General features: G+C 45.4%; 21 protein-coding genes. 5 read left to right on the top strand and 16 right to left on the bottom strand.

What is annotated here, in order from left to right:
* Window positions 1-92: 92 nt before the first annotated feature.
* The 3 genes from ACXN9U_RS04430 to ACXN9U_RS04420 form a co-directional block, all read right to left on the bottom strand.
* On the bottom strand, window positions 93-1,331 hold the full coding sequence (locus ACXN9U_RS04430) for a ribonuclease H-like domain-containing protein (RefSeq protein ID WP_489202216.1): 1,239 nt from the start codon (window positions 1,329-1,331) through the stop codon (window positions 93-95).
* A gap of 19 nt (window positions 1,332-1,350) precedes the next feature.
* Window positions 1,351-3,597 (bottom strand): DEAD/DEAH box helicase, encoded by a 2,247-nt coding sequence (locus ACXN9U_RS04425; protein ID WP_095241705.1) that lies wholly within the window; start codon window positions 3,595-3,597, stop codon window positions 1,351-1,353.
* Window positions 3,598-3,695: 98 nt separating this feature from the next.
* On the bottom strand, window positions 3,696-4,202 hold the full coding sequence (locus tag ACXN9U_RS04420; protein ID WP_016939058.1) for a PTS sugar transporter subunit IIA: 507 nt from the start codon (window positions 4,200-4,202) through the stop codon (window positions 3,696-3,698).
* A gap of 137 nt (window positions 4,203-4,339) precedes the next feature.
* On the opposite strand from ACXN9U_RS04420, the gene ACXN9U_RS04415 reads away from it, so the two are divergent.
* Window positions 4,340-4,753 (top strand): Hsp20/alpha crystallin family protein, encoded by a 414-nt coding sequence (locus ACXN9U_RS04415; RefSeq protein ID WP_045927220.1) that lies wholly within the window; start codon window positions 4,340-4,342, stop codon window positions 4,751-4,753.
* 131 nt (window positions 4,754-4,884) lie between these two features.
* On the opposite strand, the gene ACXN9U_RS04410 is transcribed toward ACXN9U_RS04415, so the two are convergent.
* A complete protein-coding gene (locus tag ACXN9U_RS04410) occupies window positions 4,885-6,237 on the bottom strand; it encodes an IS1182 family transposase (protein WP_060963187.1) in 1,353 nt (450 codons plus the stop codon).
* Between the two features lie 130 nt (window positions 6,238-6,367).
* On the bottom strand, window positions 6,368-6,838 hold the full coding sequence (locus ACXN9U_RS04405) for a YppG family protein (RefSeq protein ID WP_489202215.1): 471 nt from the start codon (window positions 6,836-6,838) through the stop codon (window positions 6,368-6,370).
* A 187-nt stretch (window positions 6,839-7,025) separates the two neighbouring features.
* Between ACXN9U_RS04405 and ACXN9U_RS04400 the strand changes: the two genes are divergently transcribed.
* Complete coding sequence (locus ACXN9U_RS04400) at window positions 7,026-7,208, top strand: YppF family protein (RefSeq protein WP_003153532.1); 183 nt, start codon at window positions 7,026-7,028, stop codon at window positions 7,206-7,208.
* Window positions 7,209-7,245: 37 nt separating this feature from the next.
* Here the strand turns inward: ACXN9U_RS04400 and ACXN9U_RS04395 are convergent, their stop codons facing one another.
* Window positions 7,246-7,614: a YppE family protein gene (locus ACXN9U_RS04395; RefSeq protein WP_060964919.1), complete on the bottom strand. Its 369-nt coding sequence runs from the start codon at window positions 7,612-7,614 to the stop codon at window positions 7,246-7,248.
* Between the two features lie 45 nt (window positions 7,615-7,659).
* Window positions 7,660-7,905, bottom strand: coding sequence for a DUF5446 family protein (locus ACXN9U_RS04390; RefSeq protein ID WP_016939062.1), 246 nt, complete (start codon window positions 7,903-7,905; stop codon window positions 7,660-7,662).
* 204 nt (window positions 7,906-8,109) lie between these two features.
* Between ACXN9U_RS04390 and sspM the strand changes: the two genes are divergently transcribed.
* The gene (gene sspM, locus ACXN9U_RS04385) at window positions 8,110-8,214 is read left to right on the top strand and encodes an acid-soluble spore protein SspM (RefSeq protein ID WP_489202214.1); all 105 of its coding nucleotides are present in this window, start codon (window positions 8,110-8,112) and stop codon (window positions 8,212-8,214) included.
* A 38-nt stretch (window positions 8,215-8,252) separates the two neighbouring features.
* On the opposite strand, the gene ACXN9U_RS04380 is transcribed toward sspM, so the two are convergent.
* Window positions 8,253-9,215 carry a DUF2515 domain-containing protein gene (locus ACXN9U_RS04380; protein ID WP_032864901.1) on the bottom strand — a complete coding sequence of 321 codons (963 nt, stop codon included), beginning with the start codon at window positions 9,213-9,215 and terminating at the stop codon, window positions 8,253-8,255.
* A gap of 41 nt (window positions 9,216-9,256) precedes the next feature.
* Here ACXN9U_RS04380 and recU point away from each other — a divergent pair, with 41 nt between their 5' ends.
* Together recU and ACXN9U_RS04370 are read left to right on the top strand one after the other, a co-directional pair.
* On the top strand, window positions 9,257-9,865 hold the full coding sequence (gene recU, locus ACXN9U_RS04375) for a Holliday junction resolvase RecU (protein WP_029575375.1): 609 nt from the start codon (window positions 9,257-9,259) through the stop codon (window positions 9,863-9,865).
* Between the two features lie 38 nt (window positions 9,866-9,903).
* The gene (locus ACXN9U_RS04370; RefSeq protein WP_489202213.1) at window positions 9,904-12,684 is read left to right on the top strand and encodes a transglycosylase domain-containing protein; all 2,781 of its coding nucleotides are present in this window, start codon (window positions 9,904-9,906) and stop codon (window positions 12,682-12,684) included.
* Window positions 12,685-12,761: 77 nt separating this feature from the next.
* Here ACXN9U_RS04370 and ACXN9U_RS04365 read toward each other — a convergent pair whose 3' ends face one another.
* The 8 genes from ACXN9U_RS04365 to dinG form a co-directional block, all read right to left on the bottom strand.
* Window positions 12,762-13,253, bottom strand: a complete 492-nt coding sequence (locus ACXN9U_RS04365; protein WP_269774889.1) for a YpoC family protein — start codon at window positions 13,251-13,253, stop codon at window positions 12,762-12,764.
* On the bottom strand, window positions 13,250-13,909 hold the full coding sequence (gene nth, locus ACXN9U_RS04360) for an endonuclease III (protein ID WP_016939068.1): 660 nt from the start codon (window positions 13,907-13,909) through the stop codon (window positions 13,250-13,252). Before nth ends, ACXN9U_RS04365 begins: the two co-directional genes overlap by 4 nt.
* A gap of 18 nt (window positions 13,910-13,927) precedes the next feature.
* The gene (gene dnaD / locus ACXN9U_RS04355) at window positions 13,928-14,626 is read right to left on the bottom strand and encodes a DNA replication protein DnaD (protein ID WP_016939069.1); all 699 of its coding nucleotides are present in this window, start codon (window positions 14,624-14,626) and stop codon (window positions 13,928-13,930) included.
* 94 nt (window positions 14,627-14,720) lie between these two features.
* Window positions 14,721-16,013, bottom strand: a complete 1,293-nt coding sequence (gene asnS, locus ACXN9U_RS04350) for an asparagine--tRNA ligase (RefSeq protein WP_060964915.1) — start codon at window positions 16,011-16,013, stop codon at window positions 14,721-14,723.
* A gap of 134 nt (window positions 16,014-16,147) precedes the next feature.
* Window positions 16,148-17,329 carry a pyridoxal phosphate-dependent aminotransferase gene (locus ACXN9U_RS04345; protein ID WP_060964914.1) on the bottom strand — a complete coding sequence of 394 codons (1,182 nt, stop codon included), beginning with the start codon at window positions 17,327-17,329 and terminating at the stop codon, window positions 16,148-16,150.
* 22 nt (window positions 17,330-17,351) lie between these two features.
* Window positions 17,352-17,837 carry a cell wall elongation/penicillin-binding protein regulator TseB gene (gene tseB, locus ACXN9U_RS04340; RefSeq protein ID WP_060964913.1) on the bottom strand — a complete coding sequence of 162 codons (486 nt, stop codon included), beginning with the start codon at window positions 17,835-17,837 and terminating at the stop codon, window positions 17,352-17,354.
* Window positions 17,838-17,846: 9 nt separating this feature from the next.
* Window positions 17,847-18,017 (bottom strand): YpmA family protein, encoded by a 171-nt coding sequence (locus ACXN9U_RS04335; RefSeq protein WP_003153512.1) that lies wholly within the window; start codon window positions 18,015-18,017, stop codon window positions 17,847-17,849.
* Window positions 18,018-18,164: 147 nt separating this feature from the next.
* On the bottom strand, window positions 18,165-20,951 hold the full coding sequence (gene dinG, locus ACXN9U_RS04330; protein ID WP_489202212.1) for an ATP-dependent DNA helicase DinG: 2,787 nt from the start codon (window positions 20,949-20,951) through the stop codon (window positions 18,165-18,167).
* Window positions 20,952-21,000 lie beyond the last annotated feature (49 nt).

The raw sequence follows: 21,000 nt of genomic DNA, 5'->3' as shown, positions 1-21,000 counted from the left end.
TGCGGCACCATTCTACAACAAAATCGATGCTGATTCAGAAAAAAATATTTTTGGCGAAACAGCTCGGCTTTTGCGCTTTCCCGGGCAATATTTCAAGAGGAATATTTCCTCTTCAGCCGGGCAATTCTCACATGGAGTTTCTCGGCTTCTTTTTCCGATATTTCCCCGTCTTTTGCGGCCAGCTGCGCGGCCTGCAGAGCTTTTTTGAAATCTTTTGCATGATGCTCAAAATAGATCGCCAGCTCAACCGCTGATTGATGTCTGCATATGTGAAGATCAGAGCCCGTCAGTTCCTCCCAAAGGGGCACTGCGTCTTGCCTGCGGTTTTGTTTTTTATAAAGCATCGCTAAGTCAAAAAGGGCCCGATCCGAATCTTCAAAGGCTTTGCCTCGCAGCGCTTCCAGCTGTGAAACAGCCCGATCGGTTTCTTTATGGGCGATAAACCACTTCGCCATGGCGTAGGCTTCCTGATGTTCTGACGTCTGATCAGCGGATGCAAAAATCTTTTTTGACATATGGATGTAAAGAGCAATAAGGGAGAGCACGTCTTGTTCATTATGCAGGAGCACTCCCTTTAAAAGATCGGGATCCTCCGCCTTTAAAAATTGGAAATACAGCATCGGCGCCAAATACCCGGGCGTGTCTTCGCCCCTTTTAAAGGCAAGCTCTTCATTTTCAACCGCCGAAAGCGATACTCGTTCCAGTTTATGTTTCCAAAGCCGTCTCGCCCCGTGCAGAAGATCAAAGTGGCCGAATTCAGGAAGTTTCGGAAGCCTGTCCCGCAGCAATGTGTGTCTTGTTTTGACCTGAGGCCAATCAAAGGCTTTGCCGTTATACGTAACAAGGGACGTAATGTCAACCTCACTTAAAAAGCTTTGGTAAAGAGCCGCCTCGTTTCCCGGCTTGGGGAGCAGATGCTGTTTGACTGTGACACGGTCTTCATATACCCTCGCATGGCCGAGCAAAAAGATCATATTGCCGGCCCCGCCGCCGAGTCCGGTCGTTTCAGTATCAAAGAAAAACAGCTGGCTCTTTTCGTATCCTTCGGCTGATAAAGTATGTGTCAAACCGCCTGTATTCCATAACGCCATGACGTCATCAAGTTCACTGAAGCTGTACCGTCCGTGGCGGTGCGAAAGCGGATAAACGGTTTCGCGGATAAGACAGTATTCATCCTCAAAGAAGAAAGGCTTAACTCCGAATGCCTCCCATTCTTCTCTAAACGGGACTTCAATATCCGGGTCCGAAAGCGAAGAAGCAGCAGGCTTTATTTCAGCTTCCGGAATATTCAGGTGGTTTTTCATCCGCTTTAATTTATTTTTCAAGGACATCTTTCGTCCCCCTTTTCTTTTACACGTAATTCAAGAGCCGGAGAATCGCTTTCTTTGCATCTATTCCCTCTATTTCGGAGCCGATGCAGGAAGGACATCCGTCTTGACATGGACATTGTCTGATCAGACGCATAGCCCCTTCATTGATTTCATCAAATCGTTTATATACTTCATCAGCAAGTCCGATTCCGCCTGGATAATGATCATACAAAAAGATTGTCGGCAGTCCCGTATGAGCCGCTTTGATCTGCGGCACGACATGCACGTCATTTCGGTCGCACATGACGTATACAGGCACGATATGCTGCAGGACGTGAGCAATGCCTAAAAGCAGCTGCTCAAGCGTTTTTTCGCCGATCTCAGAATCCGTCTCTTTTAATTCAAGCCAGGCTGCACTTGTATGCAGCTCTTCTTCAGGAAGATGAATCGGTCCTGATCCTATATTTTCAAATGTCGTCATTTTTATTTTTTTAAATATCGTCGGAAGGGCATTCACGGTCACGTCCCCGAAATGGATGGCCGTTTCCCTTCTGCTGTCCGTTCTGTCGATTTCCAGCACTTTCAGCTGCACCGCTAAATTGGCATCCGTATAATATTCGACATCGACTTTTCGCACGTATGCTTTTTTGTGCTCCCAATCAAGCTTTTCAACCTGATATTGCACCCCTTCATGAAGATAAATCGCTTCATCATGAAGCAGCGTCATCGCGCTAAAGCGGTCCATTTCTCCGATAATTTTTACATCGGCCGTCTCTGATTGGTCCACGATGACCACGTTTTCCTGCGAGGCCGAACGAAGACTGATGTTTGAAGCGGGAAATGAATCGCTCGCCCAGTGATATCGTTCACGATTTTCATGAAGCACCCCTTCTTCTTCTAAATACTCGAGAATGTCTTTTGCCTCATTTTCTCCGAATGTTTCATCGGCTCTGAAAGGCAGCTCATACGCCGCGCATTTCAGATGATCGACCAGTATAATGAGGTTATCAGGATTAATCCGTGCAGATTCAGGCGAGCGTTTAAAGAAATAATCAGGGTGGCGCACAATATATTGGTCAATCGGATCAGAGTTCGCGACCATCACAATCAGCGCCTCCCCCTGCCGCCGTCCGGCCCGGCCCGCCTGCTGCCACGCACTCGCGACACTGCCCGGGTATCCCGTCATCACGCAGACCTGAAGCTGGCCGATATCAACGCCGAGCTCCAGCGCATTTGTGCTGACAACACCGAGAATACTGCCGTCTCTTAATCCCCGCTCTATTTCTCTTCTTTCTTTCGGAAGATATCCGCCGCGATAGCCTCTGACAGACTTCGCGCCGATTTCTTTTTTTACGATTTCCTGAATGTGGCTTAAAATAATTTCAACCCTGACGCGGCTTCTTGCAAAAACAATCGTCTGGATCTTATTTTTCAGAAATGTTTTGGCTAGCTCGTTCACTTCCACGGTGGCGCTTTTTCGAATATGCAGCGGTTTATTCACAATCGGCGGATTATAGAAAGCAAAGTGCTTTCTTCCGCTCGGAGCGCCGTTGTCGTCAATCAGCCTGACAGGATTTCCCGTCAGCTGTTCCGCCAATTCCCTCGGATTGGCGATTGTTGCGGATGTGCAGATAAATGACGGCGTGCTTCCGTAAAAGGCACAGATTCTCATTAAGCGGCGGATGACGTTTGCCACATGGCTGCCGAATACGCCGCGGTACGTATGTAATTCATCAATGACGATATATTTCAGGTTTTCAAACAGACTCACCCATTTTGTATGATGGGGAAGAATGGCTGAATGAAGCATATCGGGATTAGTAATCACAATGTGTCCGGCCTTTCTGACCTTCTGCCTGATGGCCGGAGAGGTATCGCCGTCGTAAGTAAAACTTTTGATGTCCATGCCCATCTCATCTATGATTTCGTTCAGTTCGCTTTTTTGATCCTGCGCAAGCGCCTTTGTCGGAAATAAATAAAGCGCGCGGCTTGTGGAATCTTCCGCAATAGACTGGAGAACCGGAAGATTATAGCACAAAGTTTTTCCGGAGGCCGTCGGTGTGACGGCCACGATGCTTTCTCCGTTTTGAACCGTCCGGAAAGCGGAGTATTGATGGGTAAAGAGCCGTTCGATTCCCCTCTTTTCGAGAGCCGCCCGGATCTTCGGGTCCACTTGATCGGGCATTGGCATGGTTTTGGCCTCCCGCGGTTCCTCTTCATGCCAATGCACAATATTTTCGTGATCTTTTAATTCCTGAATCAGTTCGCTCAGTGATTTTTTCTTCATCGTTCACACCTCTTTATGAGGTACAGTTTACCGAATATTTGTTTGCCTGGCTAGATGAAAATACTGTACAAGAAAAAAAGCAGGGAATCAGCCCCTGCCTACTTCATTTTTATTGTAAAAAGCTCTGTTTGTCCTTTTTTCGCTTCATTTGCGCCTGCAAATTGCAAAGGCTCCGCGGCATCGCCGTTCATAATGACCATAGGGATGACGGTGCTGCTTGCTTTTTCTTTTATTAAATCCAGATCGCAGGTTAAAAGCAGGTCGCCTGTCTTGATTTTGTCTCCTTCTTTTACGTGTGCTTCAAAGCCTTCTCCGTTCATGTTGACGGTATCCAAACCGACATGTATCAAAAGTTCCGCTCCGGAAAGGGTGCGGATGCCGACTGCGTGTTTTGTATGAAACAGCTGAATCACTTCACCCTCAGCCGGTGAAACAATATCTCCGTTTGCAGGTTCGATGGCGATCCCGTCTCCCATCATTTTTTGTGAAAATACAGGATCCGGCACTGAAGCCAAATCCATCACCGCTCCGTCAGCCGGAGAAAAAATCACTTCCTCGGCAGGCTTTTTCCGGCTGTCTCCCAATCCGAATAATTTTTTCAGCAATGTGTTGTGCTCCCCTTCCTAAATGTGAGTCCGTTACCAGTTTATTCTCCACTATTTAACCATACTTTCTTTTTTCCTTCAATTCTTAACCATACGGGATACCAGTGCATAGTCTGTTGTAAAAAGGCGGTGATCCTATGGAACAAAATGAAGACGATAAACGTTATTTGGAAAGAAATGAAGACATCCTCAGCCATGCGATGGATCAATTTTTTCACTCAGGCCCCTTCTCAGAATTGATGCAGGGTTTTCAGCATCTTGTCAATTCTGCTTTTACTGAAGCACAAGTAACGATTGACGTCAGAGAAGAGCCCTCGGGCCTTGCGGTTGACATCAGCGTCCCTCCGACGTTCCGTGACGGGGATATGCTGGTGGAAACGAAAGGGTGCTACCTCCACGTGACAATCCGGCACGATCACAAGCAAGCCCATTCATCCCATGTGTCTTCAAGCATGACAAGAACCGTCGTCCTCCCTTATGAGGTGCGTGAAGAAGATATGGAAACATCCTGGAATGAGCACACGCTTACCATCTTTTTACCTAAAAAATAAGCATGAATGATAGATATCATTCATGCTCAGCTTGTAGAGAAAACGATGTTTTTTCTACAAGCTTTTTTGTTTTATACAGTTTCTTTAGATATTCATCAGGTTTCAGATGCAGAAAAAGAGCTCCCACATGCCTAGCCTTGTTTGGCTAGGTATGTGGCAATCTTCTTCATATTCTGGCATGCGGCTGTGAGGAGGACTTGCTCGCTCACATTCCGCTTTCCCCTCAACCTGCAATAGCGAAGCCCATGCAGCTGTTTTGAATCTGCAAAGCTTCGCTCTATTTTTTCTTTTCTTTTTTTGTAGAGGTTTTTTCCTGAAACAGACAAGCGATTTTGTCTGACCCTTTCTTTATGGTCCTCCCATACATGCCGGGTGATGACCTTTTGGCGGTTCTTTGATTTTGTGCATTGTGCAAGCAATGGGCATGCGGAACAGATTTCAGGATTTGATTTATATGACCGGTAGCCTTTTCGGTCAGTTGTTGAGTATGTAAGTGTTTGGTGATTTGGACAAATGTATCTATCTTGTTCACTGTCATAATGAAATTTCCATTTTGGAAACAAGCCTCTGGCAGGGTGATATCGTCTATAGGCAATAACGCCAAAAATATGGCGGTCAGCTAATCCTTTACAGATCGGGGTCGTTAAATAACCAGAATCAAGAGCGACGGCTTCTACATCAAAATCAAATCGTGCGATTTGGTGATCCAATCGGTCAAGATAAGGTACAGAATCATGGACATTTCCGGGCGTGACATAGGCGTCGGTGATAATGTTATGTTTCATATCCGTTGTTCGGTGATCTAAATAAAAGAAACCCTCCGGTTTATTTTCACGATACATATATCCACTTTCCGGATCAGTTGTACTGTGGCGGATCTCTTTTTCAGCTTTCACCTCCTCTTTGACTTTTAACGGCTTTTTTCCGTGTTCCTCCCGATCCTCTTGTATGGCTTCATTTAAATCCTTGATATAGTTTTGGGTATCCTGCGCAATTGTTTTTCTTGTGTATTTATGCTTGTTGGCATTGGCTTTCAGATGAGTTGAATCAGTGAATAGGACACGTCCGCCCACCATGTCATGATTGATGGCCTGAAGAACGATCTCATCAAAGATGTCTTGGAAGATGGTTGTATCTTTAAAGCGTGTGCGTCTGTTCCAGCTGATGGTGGAGTGATGCGGAACTGGATCATTTATGTTCAATCCGAGAAACCATCTGTATGCCATATTGTAGTAAATTTCTTTTTCGAGCTGTCTTTCTGAACGGATACCGTAGAGGTAGCCGATAAACATCATTTTGAATAAAATCAGCGGATCGAGTGAAGGGCGGCCTTTGTTTTCGCTGTAGTAAGGCTTAACCTTTTCAATGATAAAAGAGAAGTCTATGTGTTTATCAATTTTTCGAAGCAGATGATCTTCTTCGACGAGTTGGTCAAGCAAAACAAATTCGGCTGTGTTTTGAGAAGAGTTTCTTGTGTGGAACATGAGAAAGACACCGTCCTTTTTAGTCTTTCTTTTATTTTAATACAGGAGAATGGATATTTTAAGGAAAAATAAAGGCTGTCGAGATTTTCTCGACAGCCTGAGCATGAATGATAGATATCATTCATGCTTTTTATTTAAAGATACTGGTAAATCCTTTCACCAGCGATCCGACCTGGTTTACGGCGCTTACCATCTGCCCCGTTGTATCTATCATTTTATTAAAGTCAAACTGTCCATTAGTCTTTTTAAACTGTGAGAGTATCCCTGAGAATTGGGAAGGCTGCTGTTGATTCGGTCTGGGAACGGGGTAAGGATTCACAAATCCCGGCGGCCCCCCGGGCATGCCTGCCTGAGGCGGGGCGGGAGTGTACGGCTGCTGCATATGACCGTATTCCTGATTCGGATAAAATTGCGGCGGAAACTGCCCTTGCTGATGATACGGCGGCTGCTGCAATGGCTGTATTTGCTGCGGATACGGCTGCGGCTGTAATGGCTGCATCTGCTGCTGATTCGGCTGCTGCAGCGGCTGTATCTGCTGCGGATAGAAATATCCCGCCGGCTGCTGGTACATATTTTGATACGGCTGCGCTCTCCATTGCATATGACATTCCCCCTGTGCCTCTCGCTTAGTTTCTTCTATATATGTATGAATCCCGCCTTGGTTATGTGCTTTTGGAAAGCCTCATCTTTGTCAAATGCTGTCGAAAGTCTTAATTTTTTAAAAACAGAAAAAAGTCGAATCGTTATGTTAACATAATCTCAACATACATGAGAGGGGATGCACCATTATGAACGTATCATACTTAAGAAAACGTTTTGCAGAAGTGAAAAAATATGAAACAGATTGTGCAGATAAACTGATGGACTTTGCCAAGTTCCTCTATATTCAAGGCCATCTCACCGCAACCGAATTTCGTAACAGTATGAAGGTTCTCGAAGCAAGTGGAGCAGAAAACCCGGCGTATGAATAACATACCCGACCCCTTTATATAAAAGAAGGCAGCTGTTTCAGCTGCCTTCTTTTTCAATTTCATCCCTCAATATACGAAGCGTATATAAAACAGATTCAGTTAGATCCTTGTATCTTTTTTTATGAATATGATGAACATATGATTGGAGCATCAGCTCTCCGAAATTTTCTGAAACGGCCTGAATTTGGGCGTGATGAACGTATTTTGGACGGTTTTCCTGAATAAACGCAAGCGCTGCTTCAGTCCAAATCGCACAAAGCCGGTCTTTTTTTTCAACATCGGGTTTAATCACGTCAAAAAAATCATATGAACGGCCGGTTTCTTTTCCTTCCTGATATCTTCTGTCGGCTTCAAGAGCCGCCTCTATCATTTGTACTGTCAGTTCCAATAACGACTGTGTCTGCAAACGGACTCACCTCAGTACATATCGTACCAAAGTTTTCACATAAAATCAGCTGATCCGGCAGGCTCTCGGTAAATCCTTTTTACGACGGTCAGTCAAAAACAGATCATCAATGCAAACATGAAGCTCGCGGGCCTCTTCTTCAATGCGGGCAAGCCGGTCCTGCCTGATTTCTTCAGCTTCCGCCTGACAGGACTTAACTGCCTGTGTAAGAGTCTTTTCAGCGGCAGAAATCCGGACTTCGATATCAGAAAGCAGACGGAGAATATCAGCCTTACTCGTGTAAACAGACATTCATGTTCCTCCCTTTTGTCACTTGCGTCTTTCCTGATATAATTCTCGTTTTCATACCGCTCTCCTCCGCACCTGACAAAACTAGAAGCAGTTCGGCAAACAAACAGAGATTAACCTAAAAGACGGACTTTTCGACAAAAAATTGCCGCAAACTTTGTATGAACCGGCACGTTAATGCAAACGATACAGTTGAGGAGGTGCCGTATGAAAACGAGACCGAAAAATGCAGGTAAACAGCAAAAAGACGAATCAAAAACGACTGATACGCTTGATAAAAAATTAGGCGGCCCAAACCGCCCTTCTACGTAAGACACCACCCGAAACCGCAGCGAACGGTTTCGGGCTTTTTATTTTTTAAGCCACTCTTTAACCGCAAAAAGCGCGTGGAGCTCCCGCCTTTTCTGTAAATACCAGTCCGTCAGTTCAAGCTGTTTCGGCATTTTCTCCTGTAAAAAAGCCCCTTTCCTTAACCTTTTTTGAAACCAATCCGCCTTTTTGCCGTCTAATGAGTGGGCAACAATCGGATAAGTTGTCCTCAGCATCGGTGACGTTCTTTTTTTGATGCCGATCATTTTCTCCATATCAAAGCGCGAGCCGGTATGTGGAACGGTATCGAGAAAACGGTAAAAAGAAGCGTGAAGATCAGGACTGAATAAAAGACGGGCAAGCTGTTTTCCGAGCGTAATTCTTTCTTCTGTTTTTGAAAACCGTTTGACGGAAATTCCGTATAAACATCCGTCAAATGAGGGGAATATCACCGTGTTAAAGTGAAACCAATCACTTAAATAAAAAGGAATCGTACCAAAAACATTCTTTTTAAACGAAGGATTTTGTATAATAGGTGCTTGGATAGTGTTTTGTTCATTTATAATAAGAGCATACATGAGCCGTTCCGTATCTCCGTCACGCCAAAAGCGGAGCCATTCTTCCTGCATGAAAGCCGAGACGCGGAAATAAGGAAGATGACAGAAAAGAGGTTCGCCGATCTGTTTTGACCACTGGTAGATCAGAAGCTGAGGATAGGCATCAGAAAAAATCAGCCAATTCGCCCTCTCATACGAAAGGAAAAACCAGTTTTTCTGCCTGCTGTCAAGACCTTCCTGATAAAGGACGCCTCTTAAATCAGTCATCGACCAGCCCGCATTACGGGACACAAAAGATGCCAAAAGCGGCCATTTGATCTCAGGATGGCGGTCATAATATGCTTTATAGGCATTTGTCCGGGAAATGTTATCGGCATTTTTTATTTTCGTCTCTTTTTCGATCTGATGAAGAATGGCGGTTACGGTCTGTCGTTTATGCACGTTCATTCACTTCCGTCACTATGAGTTTGATAAGGAGGATGGAAAAAGTGATTCGGTATCCGAATGGAAAAACTTTTCAGCCGAACAAAACGGTTTCATCCCAAAACAGCCAGAAACGGTCCCATTCATACAGTAATCGCGGCATGACCCTCGAAGACGACCTGAATGAAACGAATAAGTATTATCTGGCTAACCAAATTGCGGTCATTCACAAAAAGCCGACACCCGTCCAGATTGTAAACGTCCATTATCCGAAAAGAAGCGCCGCAGTCATTAAGGAGGCTTATTTTAAGCAGTCTTCGACAACCGATTACAATGGGATTTATAAAGGGCGCTACATTGATTTCGAAGCAAAAGAAACAAAAAACAAAACGGCATTTCCCCTGCAGAATTTTCATGACCATCAAATTGAGCACATGAAGCAGGTGGTCAGGCAAGACGGCATTTGTTTTGTTATTATATCCGCTTTCGAAAAGGTTTATTTCCTCGAGGCCGACAAGCTGTTTGTCTTTTGGGAGAGAAAGGAGAACAACGGCAGAAAGTCGATTCGCAAAGACGAATTAGAAGATGCTTCCTTTCCGATTTCCCTTGGATACTCACCGAGAATTGATTATATTAGTATTATTGAACAGCTTTATTTTTCGCAGGGACAGTAGACTGAGCGAAAGGTTGATTAACGAAAGGTTGAGATGTTATGTCAGATCAATTTAAGAGCCGTGAAGAACGCCGCAAGGCTAGGCAGACGAAAAGCCCCAAGTCTTCTTCACCGAAAAAAGGAAAGAAACAGCGTAAAGGCGGTTTATTCAAAAAGATTGTGCTGTCTTTGGTTATTCTGTTTGTCCTTGGCATAGTCGGCGGAGCCGCGGCATTTGCCGTTTTAGTTTCCGGTGCGCCGTCTTTGGACGAAGCCAAGCTGAAAACGCCTTACTCTTCAACAATTTACGATAAAAACGGCAAAGAAATCGCGGAAGTGGGCGGCGAAAAACGAACCTACGTCCCGATTAAAGATATACCCGATGTTGTGAAAGAAGCATTTATCGCAACAGAGGACGCCCGTTTTTATAAGCACCACGGAATAGACCCGATCCGGATCGGCGGCGCCTTGGTCGCCAACTTTACGGATGGTTTCGGTTCAGAGGGAGGAAGCACGATCACCCAGCAGGTTGTGAAAAACTCGCTTTTGACCCATCAAAAAACGATTAAGCGGAAAGCACAGGAAGTGTGGCTTTCACTGCAGCTGGAGCGCCATTATTCTAAAGATGAAATCTTAGAAATGTATTTAAACAGAATTTATTTCTCACCGCGCGCCTATGGCGTCGGTAAAGCGGCTGAAGAATTCTTCGGCGTAAAAGATTTGAGCAAGCTTACGGTTGAACAGGCGGCAACGCTTGCCGGAATGCCGCAAAGCCCGACCGGATATAACCCGGTTAAAAATCCGAAGGCTTCCGAAAAACGCCGGAACATCGTTCTCAGCTTGATGGAAAAACAAGGATTCATTTCAAATTCTGAATACCAAAAAGCGAAGAAAGTGTCCATGAAAGATGAAGGCGTCGTCAGCCAAAAGGAATACGATAAAAAGGACACAAATAAATACAGCGCTTTTGTCGAAGAAGTCATGAAAGAAATTGAGACAAAAGAAAAGAAAGACGTCGATATTTCAACTGACGGATTAAAAATTTACACGACCCTTGATACGAAAGCACAAGATTATCTTGATCAATTGATGAACGGCGATACAGCCGGCTTTACCCAAGGCATGCAGGGCGGTGTCACGCTCCTTGATACGACAAACGGAGAAATCCGCGCCATCGGAGCAGGTCGGAATAGAACTGCCGGAGGATTTAACTACGCCACAGACACTCAACGCCAGCCAGGTTCAACGATAAAACCGATTCTTGATTACGGGCCGGTCATTGAAAATAAAAAATGGTCGACGTATGAGCAGATTAATGATTCTGCATATACGTACTCTGACGGCACACCGATCCATGATTGGGACAATGATTACAAAGGTCAGATATCTATGCGTCAAGCTCTCGCAGACTCACGTAATATTCCGGCTCTGAAGGCATACCAAGCAGCCGGTAAAGATAATGCGGTCGACTTTGCGAACGACTTAGGACTAGGATTAAACAAAGACAGTGTAACTGAATCTTATTCGATCGGCGGTTTTGGAGCTGATAATCCGGGCGTTTCCCCTCTGACCATGGCAGGCGCCTACAGTGCGTTCGGAAATAACGGAACGTACAATGAACCGCACGCGGTCACATCGATTGAATTCAATGACGGCACTAAGCTTGATTTAACACCGAAACCGAAGAGTGCTATGAGCGATTACACGGCGTTCATGATTACCGATATGCTTAAAACAGTGGTGCAGTCAGGAACGGGTAAACTGGCTCAAGTACCGAATGTGGAAGTCGCCGGTAAAACGGGTACGACAAACTTCACTAAAGGTGATATTCAAAAATATAACATTGCTCCAGGCGGAGTTCCGGACTCATGGTTTGTCGGCTACACCCCTCAATATACAGCGGCGGTTTGGACCGGTGTTGAGTCTGGCAACAAAGCAGGCAAGAAATCACTGTCTTCTGCAGACCAGCAAGTTGCAAAACGGATTTTCCAAAAGCTGATCTCATACGTTGATGACGGTAAAGGAAGCTTCAAGCAGCCTGACAGCGTCGTAAAAGAAACAGTTGAGAAAGGCTCGAATCCTGCCGCTTTAGCCGGACCAAACACGCCGGATGATAAAAAAGTGACAGAGTACTTCGTGAAAGGAACGGAACCTACTGCCGTTTCTAAAACGTACGCGAAAGAAAAAGCAGATAAACCGACTGGCTTGCAAGTGAAATACGACAAAGATAAAAAATCATTAACTTTAAGCTGGGATTATGACGGCGATGCAACATTCAATGTCAAACAATCCGTTGACGGCGGAAGTTACAGTGACATTCAAAACAGTTCGGCAAAAGAAGCCGTCGTCTCAGATGTCACCCCTGGGTCCACATACAGCTTCCAGGTGACAGCGGAAAATGATGACGGAAAAAGCGATACGGCATCAGCATCTTTCAAAGTTCCGAAAGATGAAGAAGACAATGCAGATAAAGATAAAACGACTGACGATGAACAGAAACCTGATGATAAGGATAAAGACAAGACCCAAACCGATGATTCGAAAACAGACGATAATCAGACAGATACGTCAGACGGATCGGATCAATCACCAACCGATGACCCGAATAAAAATCCGGATCAATCCGATCAGGATCAAACGGATAATAACAATCCGAATCAGCCAGGTAACGGGACGGATAACAACGGACAGCAAGATAACGGCTCTGATAATGGTTCCGATACCGGTTCAGACGGTTCGAAAAAACCTGACAGCGGTCAGAAGGACAAAAACCAAGACTCATCTTCAAATGTCAACGGGCAGTCCAATTCGTCAACCATCCAGTCAAATCCCGCTCATTAGCGGACGGAATCCTTCACCTCAAACAGGTGAAGGATTTTTTTCATACAAAAAAACCTCCTTTTCTTATAAGGAGGTTTTTATGATTTGTTCATAGCTTCATATTTATGATATTGTTTTGTCATCTCCGTCATCAATTCGTCCAGCTGAATAAACGAGTGAAATTGAGTCGGTTTTGTTAGAATAAACGCCACTCTCTCCGCCCAATTAATCGGCTCCGCGGGAAAATGCTTGGTTTCAAGCACAGACCAATCAAGTGAGGTGACCCGCTCCCCTGCCGTCCAATGAAACGCGGCAATCAGACAGGCAATCCCCTTCAGCATATCATTTTGATCACACCTGGATTTTCTTGTTTGAAAAACAGGAAGCAGCGCTTCTTTCGTTTCGTTCCAAATCTGAAAAAGAAACGGAACATATTCGCTCCTTTCCGTCCACGGCTGCACTTTTGGCTGACTGCTGAAATCCATATACAGCGGATGCCGGCGCAAAGCCGCTTTGACCTCTAAGCTATCCAGATCCGTAAGACTGCGCAAGTATGTTTCATAGCCTGCCAGAATATTAATCGCCGTCACCGTTTCACCAGCCCTTTTTTGTCACGCTTTTGCCCTTCCCTGCATAACGAAAGCAAAGGACATTCCGCACAGCGGGGAGATTGCGCTTTACAATGATACCGCCCGAAAAATATTAATCTGTGATGTGTGACAGACCAATCCTCTTTGGGCACTTTTTTCATTAATGTTTTCTCTACTTCCAATACAGAGTCCTTCCAGCGGCAGATGCCTAGCCTTTTCGAGACACGTTCCACATGAGTGTCCACAGCGATTGCCGGTACGCCGAAAGCAACGGATACGACCACATTTGCCGTTTTCCGTCCGACACCCGGCAGCTTCACAAGCTCATCCCGGTCTTTCGGCACTTCTCCGCCGTACTCTTCGATGATCATTTTGCTCAGTTTTTGAATATTTTTGGCTTTATTTCGGTACAGGCCGATTGATTTAATATCCTGCTGTAATTCTTCCAGCGGGACGGCAAGATAATCTTCAGGCCGTTTATATTTTTGAAATAGCGTTTTTGTCACTCTGTTGACGAGAGCATCCGTACATTGCGCAGATAAAGCGACTGCCACAACCAGTTCGAAAGGATTTGAATGGACAAGTTCACATTCTGCGTGCGGAAACATATCACCGATTTTATCAAGACAATATTCAATCTGCTTTAAATTTAACACGTTTCTCCCCTTCTCAAGTTACTGTTCCAGCCAATTGTAAAAAGGCACCTGTCTCGTATACTCTTTTTGCGGTTCATTTTGTTTCGTCTGAACACGCCGGAATTTTTGGCTGTGCGCCTTCGCCTGCTCAACCGTTTTGAAGCCGTTCTTTTTCCATTCAAATAAAATCCGGTCAATATAGCGAAAACTGAGCTTTCCTGATAAGACAGCTTCTTTTAGCGCATGTTTAATCAGAATCGCGTCATGCTGATCCTGGTCCTGCCATATGGCCAGCGTCTCACATTCAAGCGGAGACAGCGGCCTTCCAAATTCTTCTTCAAAGATGGTGTACAGGCTTTTTTGTTCTCTTTCTGACGTTCTTTCCTGCGTTTCATTTTGTGAATGCTGCATGTAATCATACAGCTTCGCCCATAACGGCTGCAGAGAATATTTTTCGAACTTTATGCCGTTATGGTCTTCACATTCTTCAATAAACAGAAAACCTTTTTGAATGAACATTCTCAGGCAGCTTGTACATTCTTCAGCAGAAATGGACATCCCTGACTGCAGTTCAAACGGCGTCGGAAAATAAGAACCCTTTTCCAAATGCATTTTAATCTTTAAAAGCAGAATCAATTCGGTTTCATTCAGACCGAGCTGCCGGTAATGTGTCAGCAGCAGGTTGGGAATGCTTGAAATGCCGAGTTCCTGCATATCTATAAATTGCTGTTTTTTCATCCTTACACCTCTTACTGTAAAAGGTTATCTCCGGGAGCTTTCCCCTTTACTTAGAAAAAGTCTCCCTTGCAGGAGACTTCGTTTTTTAAAACTATTACGGATACAGACGGTTCAGAAGTCTCGGGAACGGAATTGTTTCACGCACGTGAGGCGCTCCGCTGATCCAAGCCACTGTCCGCTCAAGTCCGAGACCGAAGCCTGAGTGCGGAACAGAACCGTATTGTCTGAGTTCAGCATACCATTTGTAAGCATCTGAATCCAGACCGTGTTCTTTTAATCTTTCTTCCAATAAATCCATATCGTGAACGCGTTCAGATCCGCCGATGATTTCCCCGTAGCCTTCCGGAGCAATTAAATCGGCACATAGCACGACATCGTCACGATCTTTGGCAGGCTGCATATAAAACGGTTTTAATGAAGTCGGATAATGAGTGATAAACACCGGTTTGTCATAGCTTTCTGCAATCGCTGTTTCATGCGGCGCACCGAAGTCATCTCCCCATTCAATATCGTCGAATCCTTTTTCTTTCAGGAACTCGATCGCTTTATCGTACGTAATGCGCGGGAAAGGCGCTTTCATTTGTTCTAATTTGGACGTGTCTCTTCCCAGTGTGTTCAGCTCGATCTTACAATGCTCCAGCACGCTTTGTACAATGTAAGAAACATAATTCTCCTGAACTTCAAGGTTTTCTTCAAATTCAACAAATGCCATTTCGGGCTCAATCATCCAGAATTCGATGAGATGGCGTTTCGTTTTTGATTTTTCCGCTCTGAATGTCGGTCCGAATGAGAATACTTTTCCCAGCGCCATTGCAGCAGCTTCCATATACAGCTGGCCGCTTTGAGACAAGAAGGCGTCTTCATCAAAATATTTTGTCGCAAACAGCTCAGTCGTGCCTTCAGGAGCACTTCCCGTCAAAATCGGCGGATCAACTTTCACGAAACCTTCTTTGTTGAAAAATTCATAAGTCGCACGGATGATTTCGTTGCGGATTTTCATAATCGCGTGCTGGCGTTTCGAACGGAGCCACAAATGTCTGTGGTCCATTAAAAATTCCGTGCCGTGCTCTTTAGGTGTAATCGGATAATCGGTCGCTTCGTGAATGACTTCAATGGATGTGACTGCAAGCTCATAGCCAAGCGGTGAACGCTCGTCTTCTTTCACAATCCCTTTTACGTAAAGTGACGTTTCCTGCGTCACTGATTTCGCGATTTGGAAGATGTTTTCTTCAACTTCAGCTTTGACGACAACTCCCTGAATGAAGCCGGTACCGTCTCTCAGCTGTAAAAATGCGATTTTACCGCTTGAGCGTTTATTTGCGACCCAAGCTCCAATCGTTACTTCCTCGCCTGTGTGTTTATACACTTGGTTGATTGTTGTTTTCAAAATCTTTCCCTCCAGAACAAGAAAGACATTCAGGAATCTGCCTGAATCTCTTTTTTCATCACTTTATTATACCCGTTCTACTCTTACGGGGTCAATGCAGGTGAAAAGCGGCTTCAAAAGCCGCTTTTTCAGAATCAGCTATGTTTTTCCGTGAAGCGGCGGATTCTTTCGACCGCTTCTTCTAAAAGATCAAGTGACGTTGCGTAAGATAAACGGACGTTGTCCGGTGAGCCGAAGCCCGAGCCCGGTACGATGGCGACTTTTTCTTCTTCCAGAAGCGCCTTCACGTATTCATCAACATCTTTGAATCCGCAGTTTTCTGCTGCCGCTTTGGCGTTAGGGAACAAGTAAAATGCCCCTTCAGGCTTGACACAGGTAAATCCGGGAATTTCGCTGAGCTGAGCATAGATGGTATTCAGTCTGTGCTCAAATGCCTGTCTCATCTCTTCCAGCGGTTCAGCAGGCCCGTTATATGCCGCAATGGCGCCGTATTGAGCGATGGACGTCGGATTTGACGTGCTGTGGCTCGCAAGGCTCGTCATCGCTTTAATAATCGTCTCAGATCCCGCCGCATAACCGATTCTCCAGCCCGTCATGCTGTGGGATTTCGACACGCCGTTGATGATGACCGTCTGCTCTTTCAATTCATCGGAAAGCTGTGCGATTGAGACGTGTTTTTTTCCTCCGTATGTAAGCTTCTCATAAATTTCGTCAGAAACGATCAGAATGTCATGCTCCAGACACACTTTTCCGAGTTCACTAAGCTCTTCTTTCGTATACATGACACCTGTCGGATTACTCGGTGAGTTGATAATGATTGCTTTTGTTTTCTCAGTGAGCGCCTGCTTCAGCTGCTCCGGTGAAATTTTAAACTGATTGGCCTCCAGTCCTTCCACATAGACGGGACGTCCTCCTGCCAATTTCACCTGCTCAGGATAGCTTACCCAGTAAGGAGTCGGTATAATCACTTCGTCTCCTTCATCGAGAATAACCTGAAATAATGTGTACAGGGCGTGTTTCGCTCCGGTGCAGACAATGATTTCTGACGGTTTATATTCAATTCCCTGGTCGTTTTTGAATTTTTCAGCGATGCTGTCTTTCAAGGCCGGCAGACCGCCTGAAGGCGTATATTTTGTGTGGCCTTCATTCATGGAACGCACCGCGGCATCTATAATGTGCTGAGGCGTATTAAAATCAGGTTCTCCTGCTCCGAGGCCGATGACATCATGGCCTTCTGCTTTCAGCTCTTTCGCTTTTGCGGTAATTGCAAGTGTTGCAGACGGTGTTAATGCGGATACTCTTTTTGCCAATTTCAACTTGAACTCCCCCTAATACGTCTCACGGTGTGATGTTTTTGAGAATCTTGCCGCTTGTAAAGTCCACATAGCTAAAACTATACTGCCCGTTTTTGTTGATGTAGGTCACTTCCCACAGCAGGACATCGTTTTCTCTCGCCGGGTGAACGTCATTCAGCTTTGAAACAAGCCCTGCGTCTTGAACGATTTTGGCAGCCTTGCTGCTTGAAATGCCGTCACTGGCTTTTTTCGAGAGAATTTTTGCTTTTTTGCCGGCCGGGACCCATACATACATGTCTTTTCCATGTTTATCCGTTCCGGACACAACGTAATACTTCTGTTTACCGACAAAGGTTTCCACTTTCTCAGCATCTGTCAGATCCGTTTTTTCTTTAGCGGCTGCGGCTGCTGTGTCGTGGCCTTCCTCTTTTTGAGCCATTGCAGATTTAAAAATGCCGGCCGAAAATAAAAGAACCGCTAAAAAAATAATACCAAATACGGCTGTAAATATTAACGCTTTTTTTCTCATCTTTTTCACCTATGTGCGATAAATGGTGAAGACCGCTTCATTTTGATTTTCTTCGTCAAGCGCCAGTCCGAACATCAGATTATCTCTTTTCAAAGTCCGGTTTAATGTATCGACGATTTTATATAAATCATCTGAATGCTCCACATTAATTGTAGAAAGAATCTCAATTTTGCTTTCCATTTTTATACCCTCCATCGGTCGAACAAATTTTGTTAGTCATAACGGGATGCACGCGCGGCATAATAAAATCACAAGGCGGCATGAACCCGCTTTTACCATATAAACAATTCCTCATCCCACACCACGAAAGCCGCGTTTATGCGGCTTTTATTCCGTTTGGCTGACGTAATCCCCGAGTTCGGCATCCGTCAGTTCCAAAAGGGATGAAGTCGGGAGCGCATCAAGAAACAGCCGTCCGTATCCCGCCGTCTTTACACGCTGATCTAAAAGAACGATCGTTCCTTTGTCTCCCGCCGTACGGAGCAGGCGCCCGATTCCCTGCCTGAACGTTAACACGGCCTCAGGCAGAGAAATCGTCTGAAACGGGTTTTTCCCCTGCTTCTTGGCGAATTCACATTTTGCGGCATGAAGCGGATTATCAGGCGCCCGGAAAGGAAGCCTTGCAATCATGACGGTTGACAATTCATCCCCCGGAAAATCAACACCTTCCCAGAAATGATTCGTCCCGAGCAAAATCGCCCGGCTTGCCGTTTTAAAGGTTTTCATTAATTTACCGGGACTTCCGCCCGAGATGCCCTGGCCGAGAAGCTGAATGCCTGAGATCTCCATGCTGAGTTTCAATTCCTGATACACTTTTTTCAGCATATCATGAGACGTAAACAGGATAAGGATCTTCGGCTGTTTTCCCTTTGACATGATTTCGGCATACTTGGCAATATGCTCAATGACTTCCCGCTCTCCGTCATATTTGAGGGATTTCATCTCTTTCGGAATGATGACGTTCATCTGATCATCATAAGAAAAAGGAGACGGGATGCTTTTGGTGCGCGGATAAAAATCCGACAGTCCGAGCCTTTCAATCATAAATTGAAAAGACTGCTCCACCATTAAGGTCGCTGATGTGAGCACTACGCTTTTTTTGCGGGCGAAAAACTGGTCTGCCAGCATTTCACCGGGCTCCAGCGGCTGTGCATAGATGCTGACGGCGTTTTTTGCGCCTTTGGCATCAATTTCAATCCAAACGGCTTCTTTTTCATCATTTTCAAACAGCAGTCTGCTGAACGTATCGCGATATTCTTTCAGCCCCCTGATGCATTTTACATACTCGGCCGCTAAAAAAGCTGCGCCGCTCTTCATCTCATCAAGCTTTTGATGCAACAGTTTCTCCTGTACTGAAAACACATCGAGCAGCTGATCCAGCATCGCGCAAAGCCGCTCCGCTCCGTCCGTTATCATGTAAAGGCCTTTATCCTGGCTTTTATGATTCAGACTATAGACGAGACGGTTCAGATCGTCTTTAGGTTTTCTTCGTTTGACAAAAGAATGCACCGAACTGAAAAATGCGTCACTTTCAGATTGAATATGCTTCATCCACTCATCGGCGTCAAAAAAACTTTCGGCCGGCAATTCATACGTATAAAACAGTTTTCTCATCCGCTTTAACAGCCCGTGTTCTTTTAATATTCCGATTCGGCTGAGCTTTGTGTGCAGCCCGATGTACGAAGCTCTCCGCCCCAGATGCTCGCTGGCGGCCCGTTCGAAATGATGCGCTTCATCAATGATGACCGTTCCGCTTGCGGGCAGTTTTTTTGTTTCACTGCTTTGATCTGCAAACAGCAAAGCATGGTTGGTGATAATCAGATCTGCGGCCTGCGCTTTTTCTTTTGCCCGTTCATAAAATTCGGCGGCGGAGTTGTTCCCTTTTTTCAAAAAAGAATCCTCATCGTAAGACATGCGCTCCCACAGCAATCTGCCGCCTGAAGGAAGATTCAGCTCGGCGGCGTCGCCCGTTTCAGTCTCTGTCAGCCAGACGAGAAGCTGTGCTTTCGTCAGAACCGCATCATAGTTGTCATCTTCCTCATGCAGAATATGTTCAAACTTGCGCAAGCACAGATAATGCGATTTCCCTTTTAAAACAGCGGCCTTAACCGGCCATGGAAACATACGCTCCAAAAGCGGAATATCTTTAGTCATGATCTGCTGCTGCAAAAGAGTAGAGTACGTGCTGATAATGACGGGAGTTTGTTCCGCTTTAGCAAATAAGAGAGCCGGAACGAGATAACCGATTGTTTTTCCGATGCCGGGCGCCGCTTCTATCAGCGCATGCTCCCGGTTGCAAAAGGCGCCAAGCACTTCATCCATCATCGCAAGCTGCCCTTTCCGCTTTTCGTAGCGGGGGATGATGTCAGATAGGAGCTGTTCTTTTTCATCGTTCCATTTTTCAAGGTCAATGGCAGCACTCACCGGTCGGGAAGCCGGAATTTGATCGGGCTCTTTAATTGAAAAAGACGCGTACGGAATGCAGCTTTCTTCTGCCGCCGGTCTGCTTTCATGTATAAAAGAATCCAAAAGCAGCGTCAAATCGCTGATAAAATGCTGTGAAAGCCTTCTAAGCTGCTTTAACGTCGGCAAAGGCAAATGTTTCAGTTTATGTAAAATGTCTAAAAAGATCAGCCCCGTAACCTCCGCATCGCTGTCTGCGCGGTGAGGCCGGTCATGTACAATATTCAGCTCCGTGCACAATTCACCGAGCTTATACCCTTCAAACCCCGGAAAAACAATACGTGAGAGCTCAACCGTATCAAGCACTTCACAATCCGGCAGCTCATAGCCCGCTTCGCTCAGTTCATGCCGGACAAATCCGAGATCAAAATGAATATTGTGGGCAACAAAATACGCGCCGTCAAGCAGATGAAAAATCTCTTCTGCGACCGCTTCAAACGGCAGTTCATTTTCAACCATACCGGATGAAATTCCGGTCAGCTGTTCAATAAACGGCGGAATGGCCTGATTCGGATTGATATATTTTGAAAACCGCTCAGTTATTTGTCCATTTTCAATGACAACCGCTGCGATTTGAATGATTTTATCGCCCTTTTTCGGCGAATTTCCTGTTGTTTCGACATCTATGACAACGAACCGTTGCTTGTTCATTAAAATGGACACCTCAATTCTTGCATACGAGAAAAGTGTAACACGTTTT

The organism is Bacillus sp. BACIII (assembly GCF_057836745.1).
Note: the sequence above shows the minus strand (reverse complement) of the source record. Positions and strands in the feature narration are given on the sequence as shown.

Excerpts from the sequence above, each read along its gene's own strand:
- ACXN9U_RS04430 (WP_489202216.1), bottom strand. The coding sequence starts at position 1,331 with ATGTCCTTGAAAAATAAATTAAAGCGGATGAAAAACCACCTGAATATT.
- ACXN9U_RS04425 (WP_095241705.1), bottom strand. The coding sequence starts at position 3,597 with ATGAAGAAAAAATCACTGAGCGAACTGATTCAGGAATTAAAAGATCAC.
- ACXN9U_RS04415 (WP_045927220.1), top strand. The coding sequence starts at position 4,340 with ATGGAACAAAATGAAGACGATAAACGTTATTTGGAAAGAAATGAAGAC.
- ACXN9U_RS04410 (WP_060963187.1), bottom strand. The coding sequence starts at position 6,237 with ATGTTCCACACAAGAAACTCTTCTCAAAACACAGCCGAATTTGTTTTG.
- ACXN9U_RS04405 (WP_489202215.1), bottom strand. The coding sequence starts at position 6,838 with ATGCAATGGAGAGCGCAGCCGTATCAAAATATGTACCAGCAGCCGGCG.
- ACXN9U_RS04400 (WP_003153532.1), top strand. The coding sequence starts at position 7,026 with ATGAACGTATCATACTTAAGAAAACGTTTTGCAGAAGTGAAAAAATAT.
- ACXN9U_RS04390 (WP_016939062.1), bottom strand. The coding sequence starts at position 7,905 with ATGTCTGTTTACACGAGTAAGGCTGATATTCTCCGTCTGCTTTCTGAT.
- sspM (WP_489202214.1), top strand. The coding sequence starts at position 8,110 with ATGAAAACGAGACCGAAAAATGCAGGTAAACAGCAAAAAGACGAATCA.
- ACXN9U_RS04380 (WP_032864901.1), bottom strand. The coding sequence starts at position 9,215 with ATGAACGTGCATAAACGACAGACCGTAACCGCCATTCTTCATCAGATC.
- ACXN9U_RS04370 (WP_489202213.1), top strand. The coding sequence starts at position 9,904 with ATGTCAGATCAATTTAAGAGCCGTGAAGAACGCCGCAAGGCTAGGCAG.
- dnaD (WP_016939069.1), bottom strand. The coding sequence starts at position 14,626 with ATGAAAAAACAGCAATTTATAGATATGCAGGAACTCGGCATTTCAAGC.
- tseB (WP_060964913.1), bottom strand. The coding sequence starts at position 17,837 with ATGAGAAAAAAAGCGTTAATATTTACAGCCGTATTTGGTATTATTTTT.
- ACXN9U_RS04335 (WP_003153512.1), bottom strand. The coding sequence starts at position 18,017 with ATGGAAAGCAAAATTGAGATTCTTTCTACAATTAATGTGGAGCATTCA.
- dinG (WP_489202212.1), bottom strand. The coding sequence starts at position 20,951 with ATGAACAAGCAACGGTTCGTTGTCATAGATGTCGAAACAACAGGAAAT.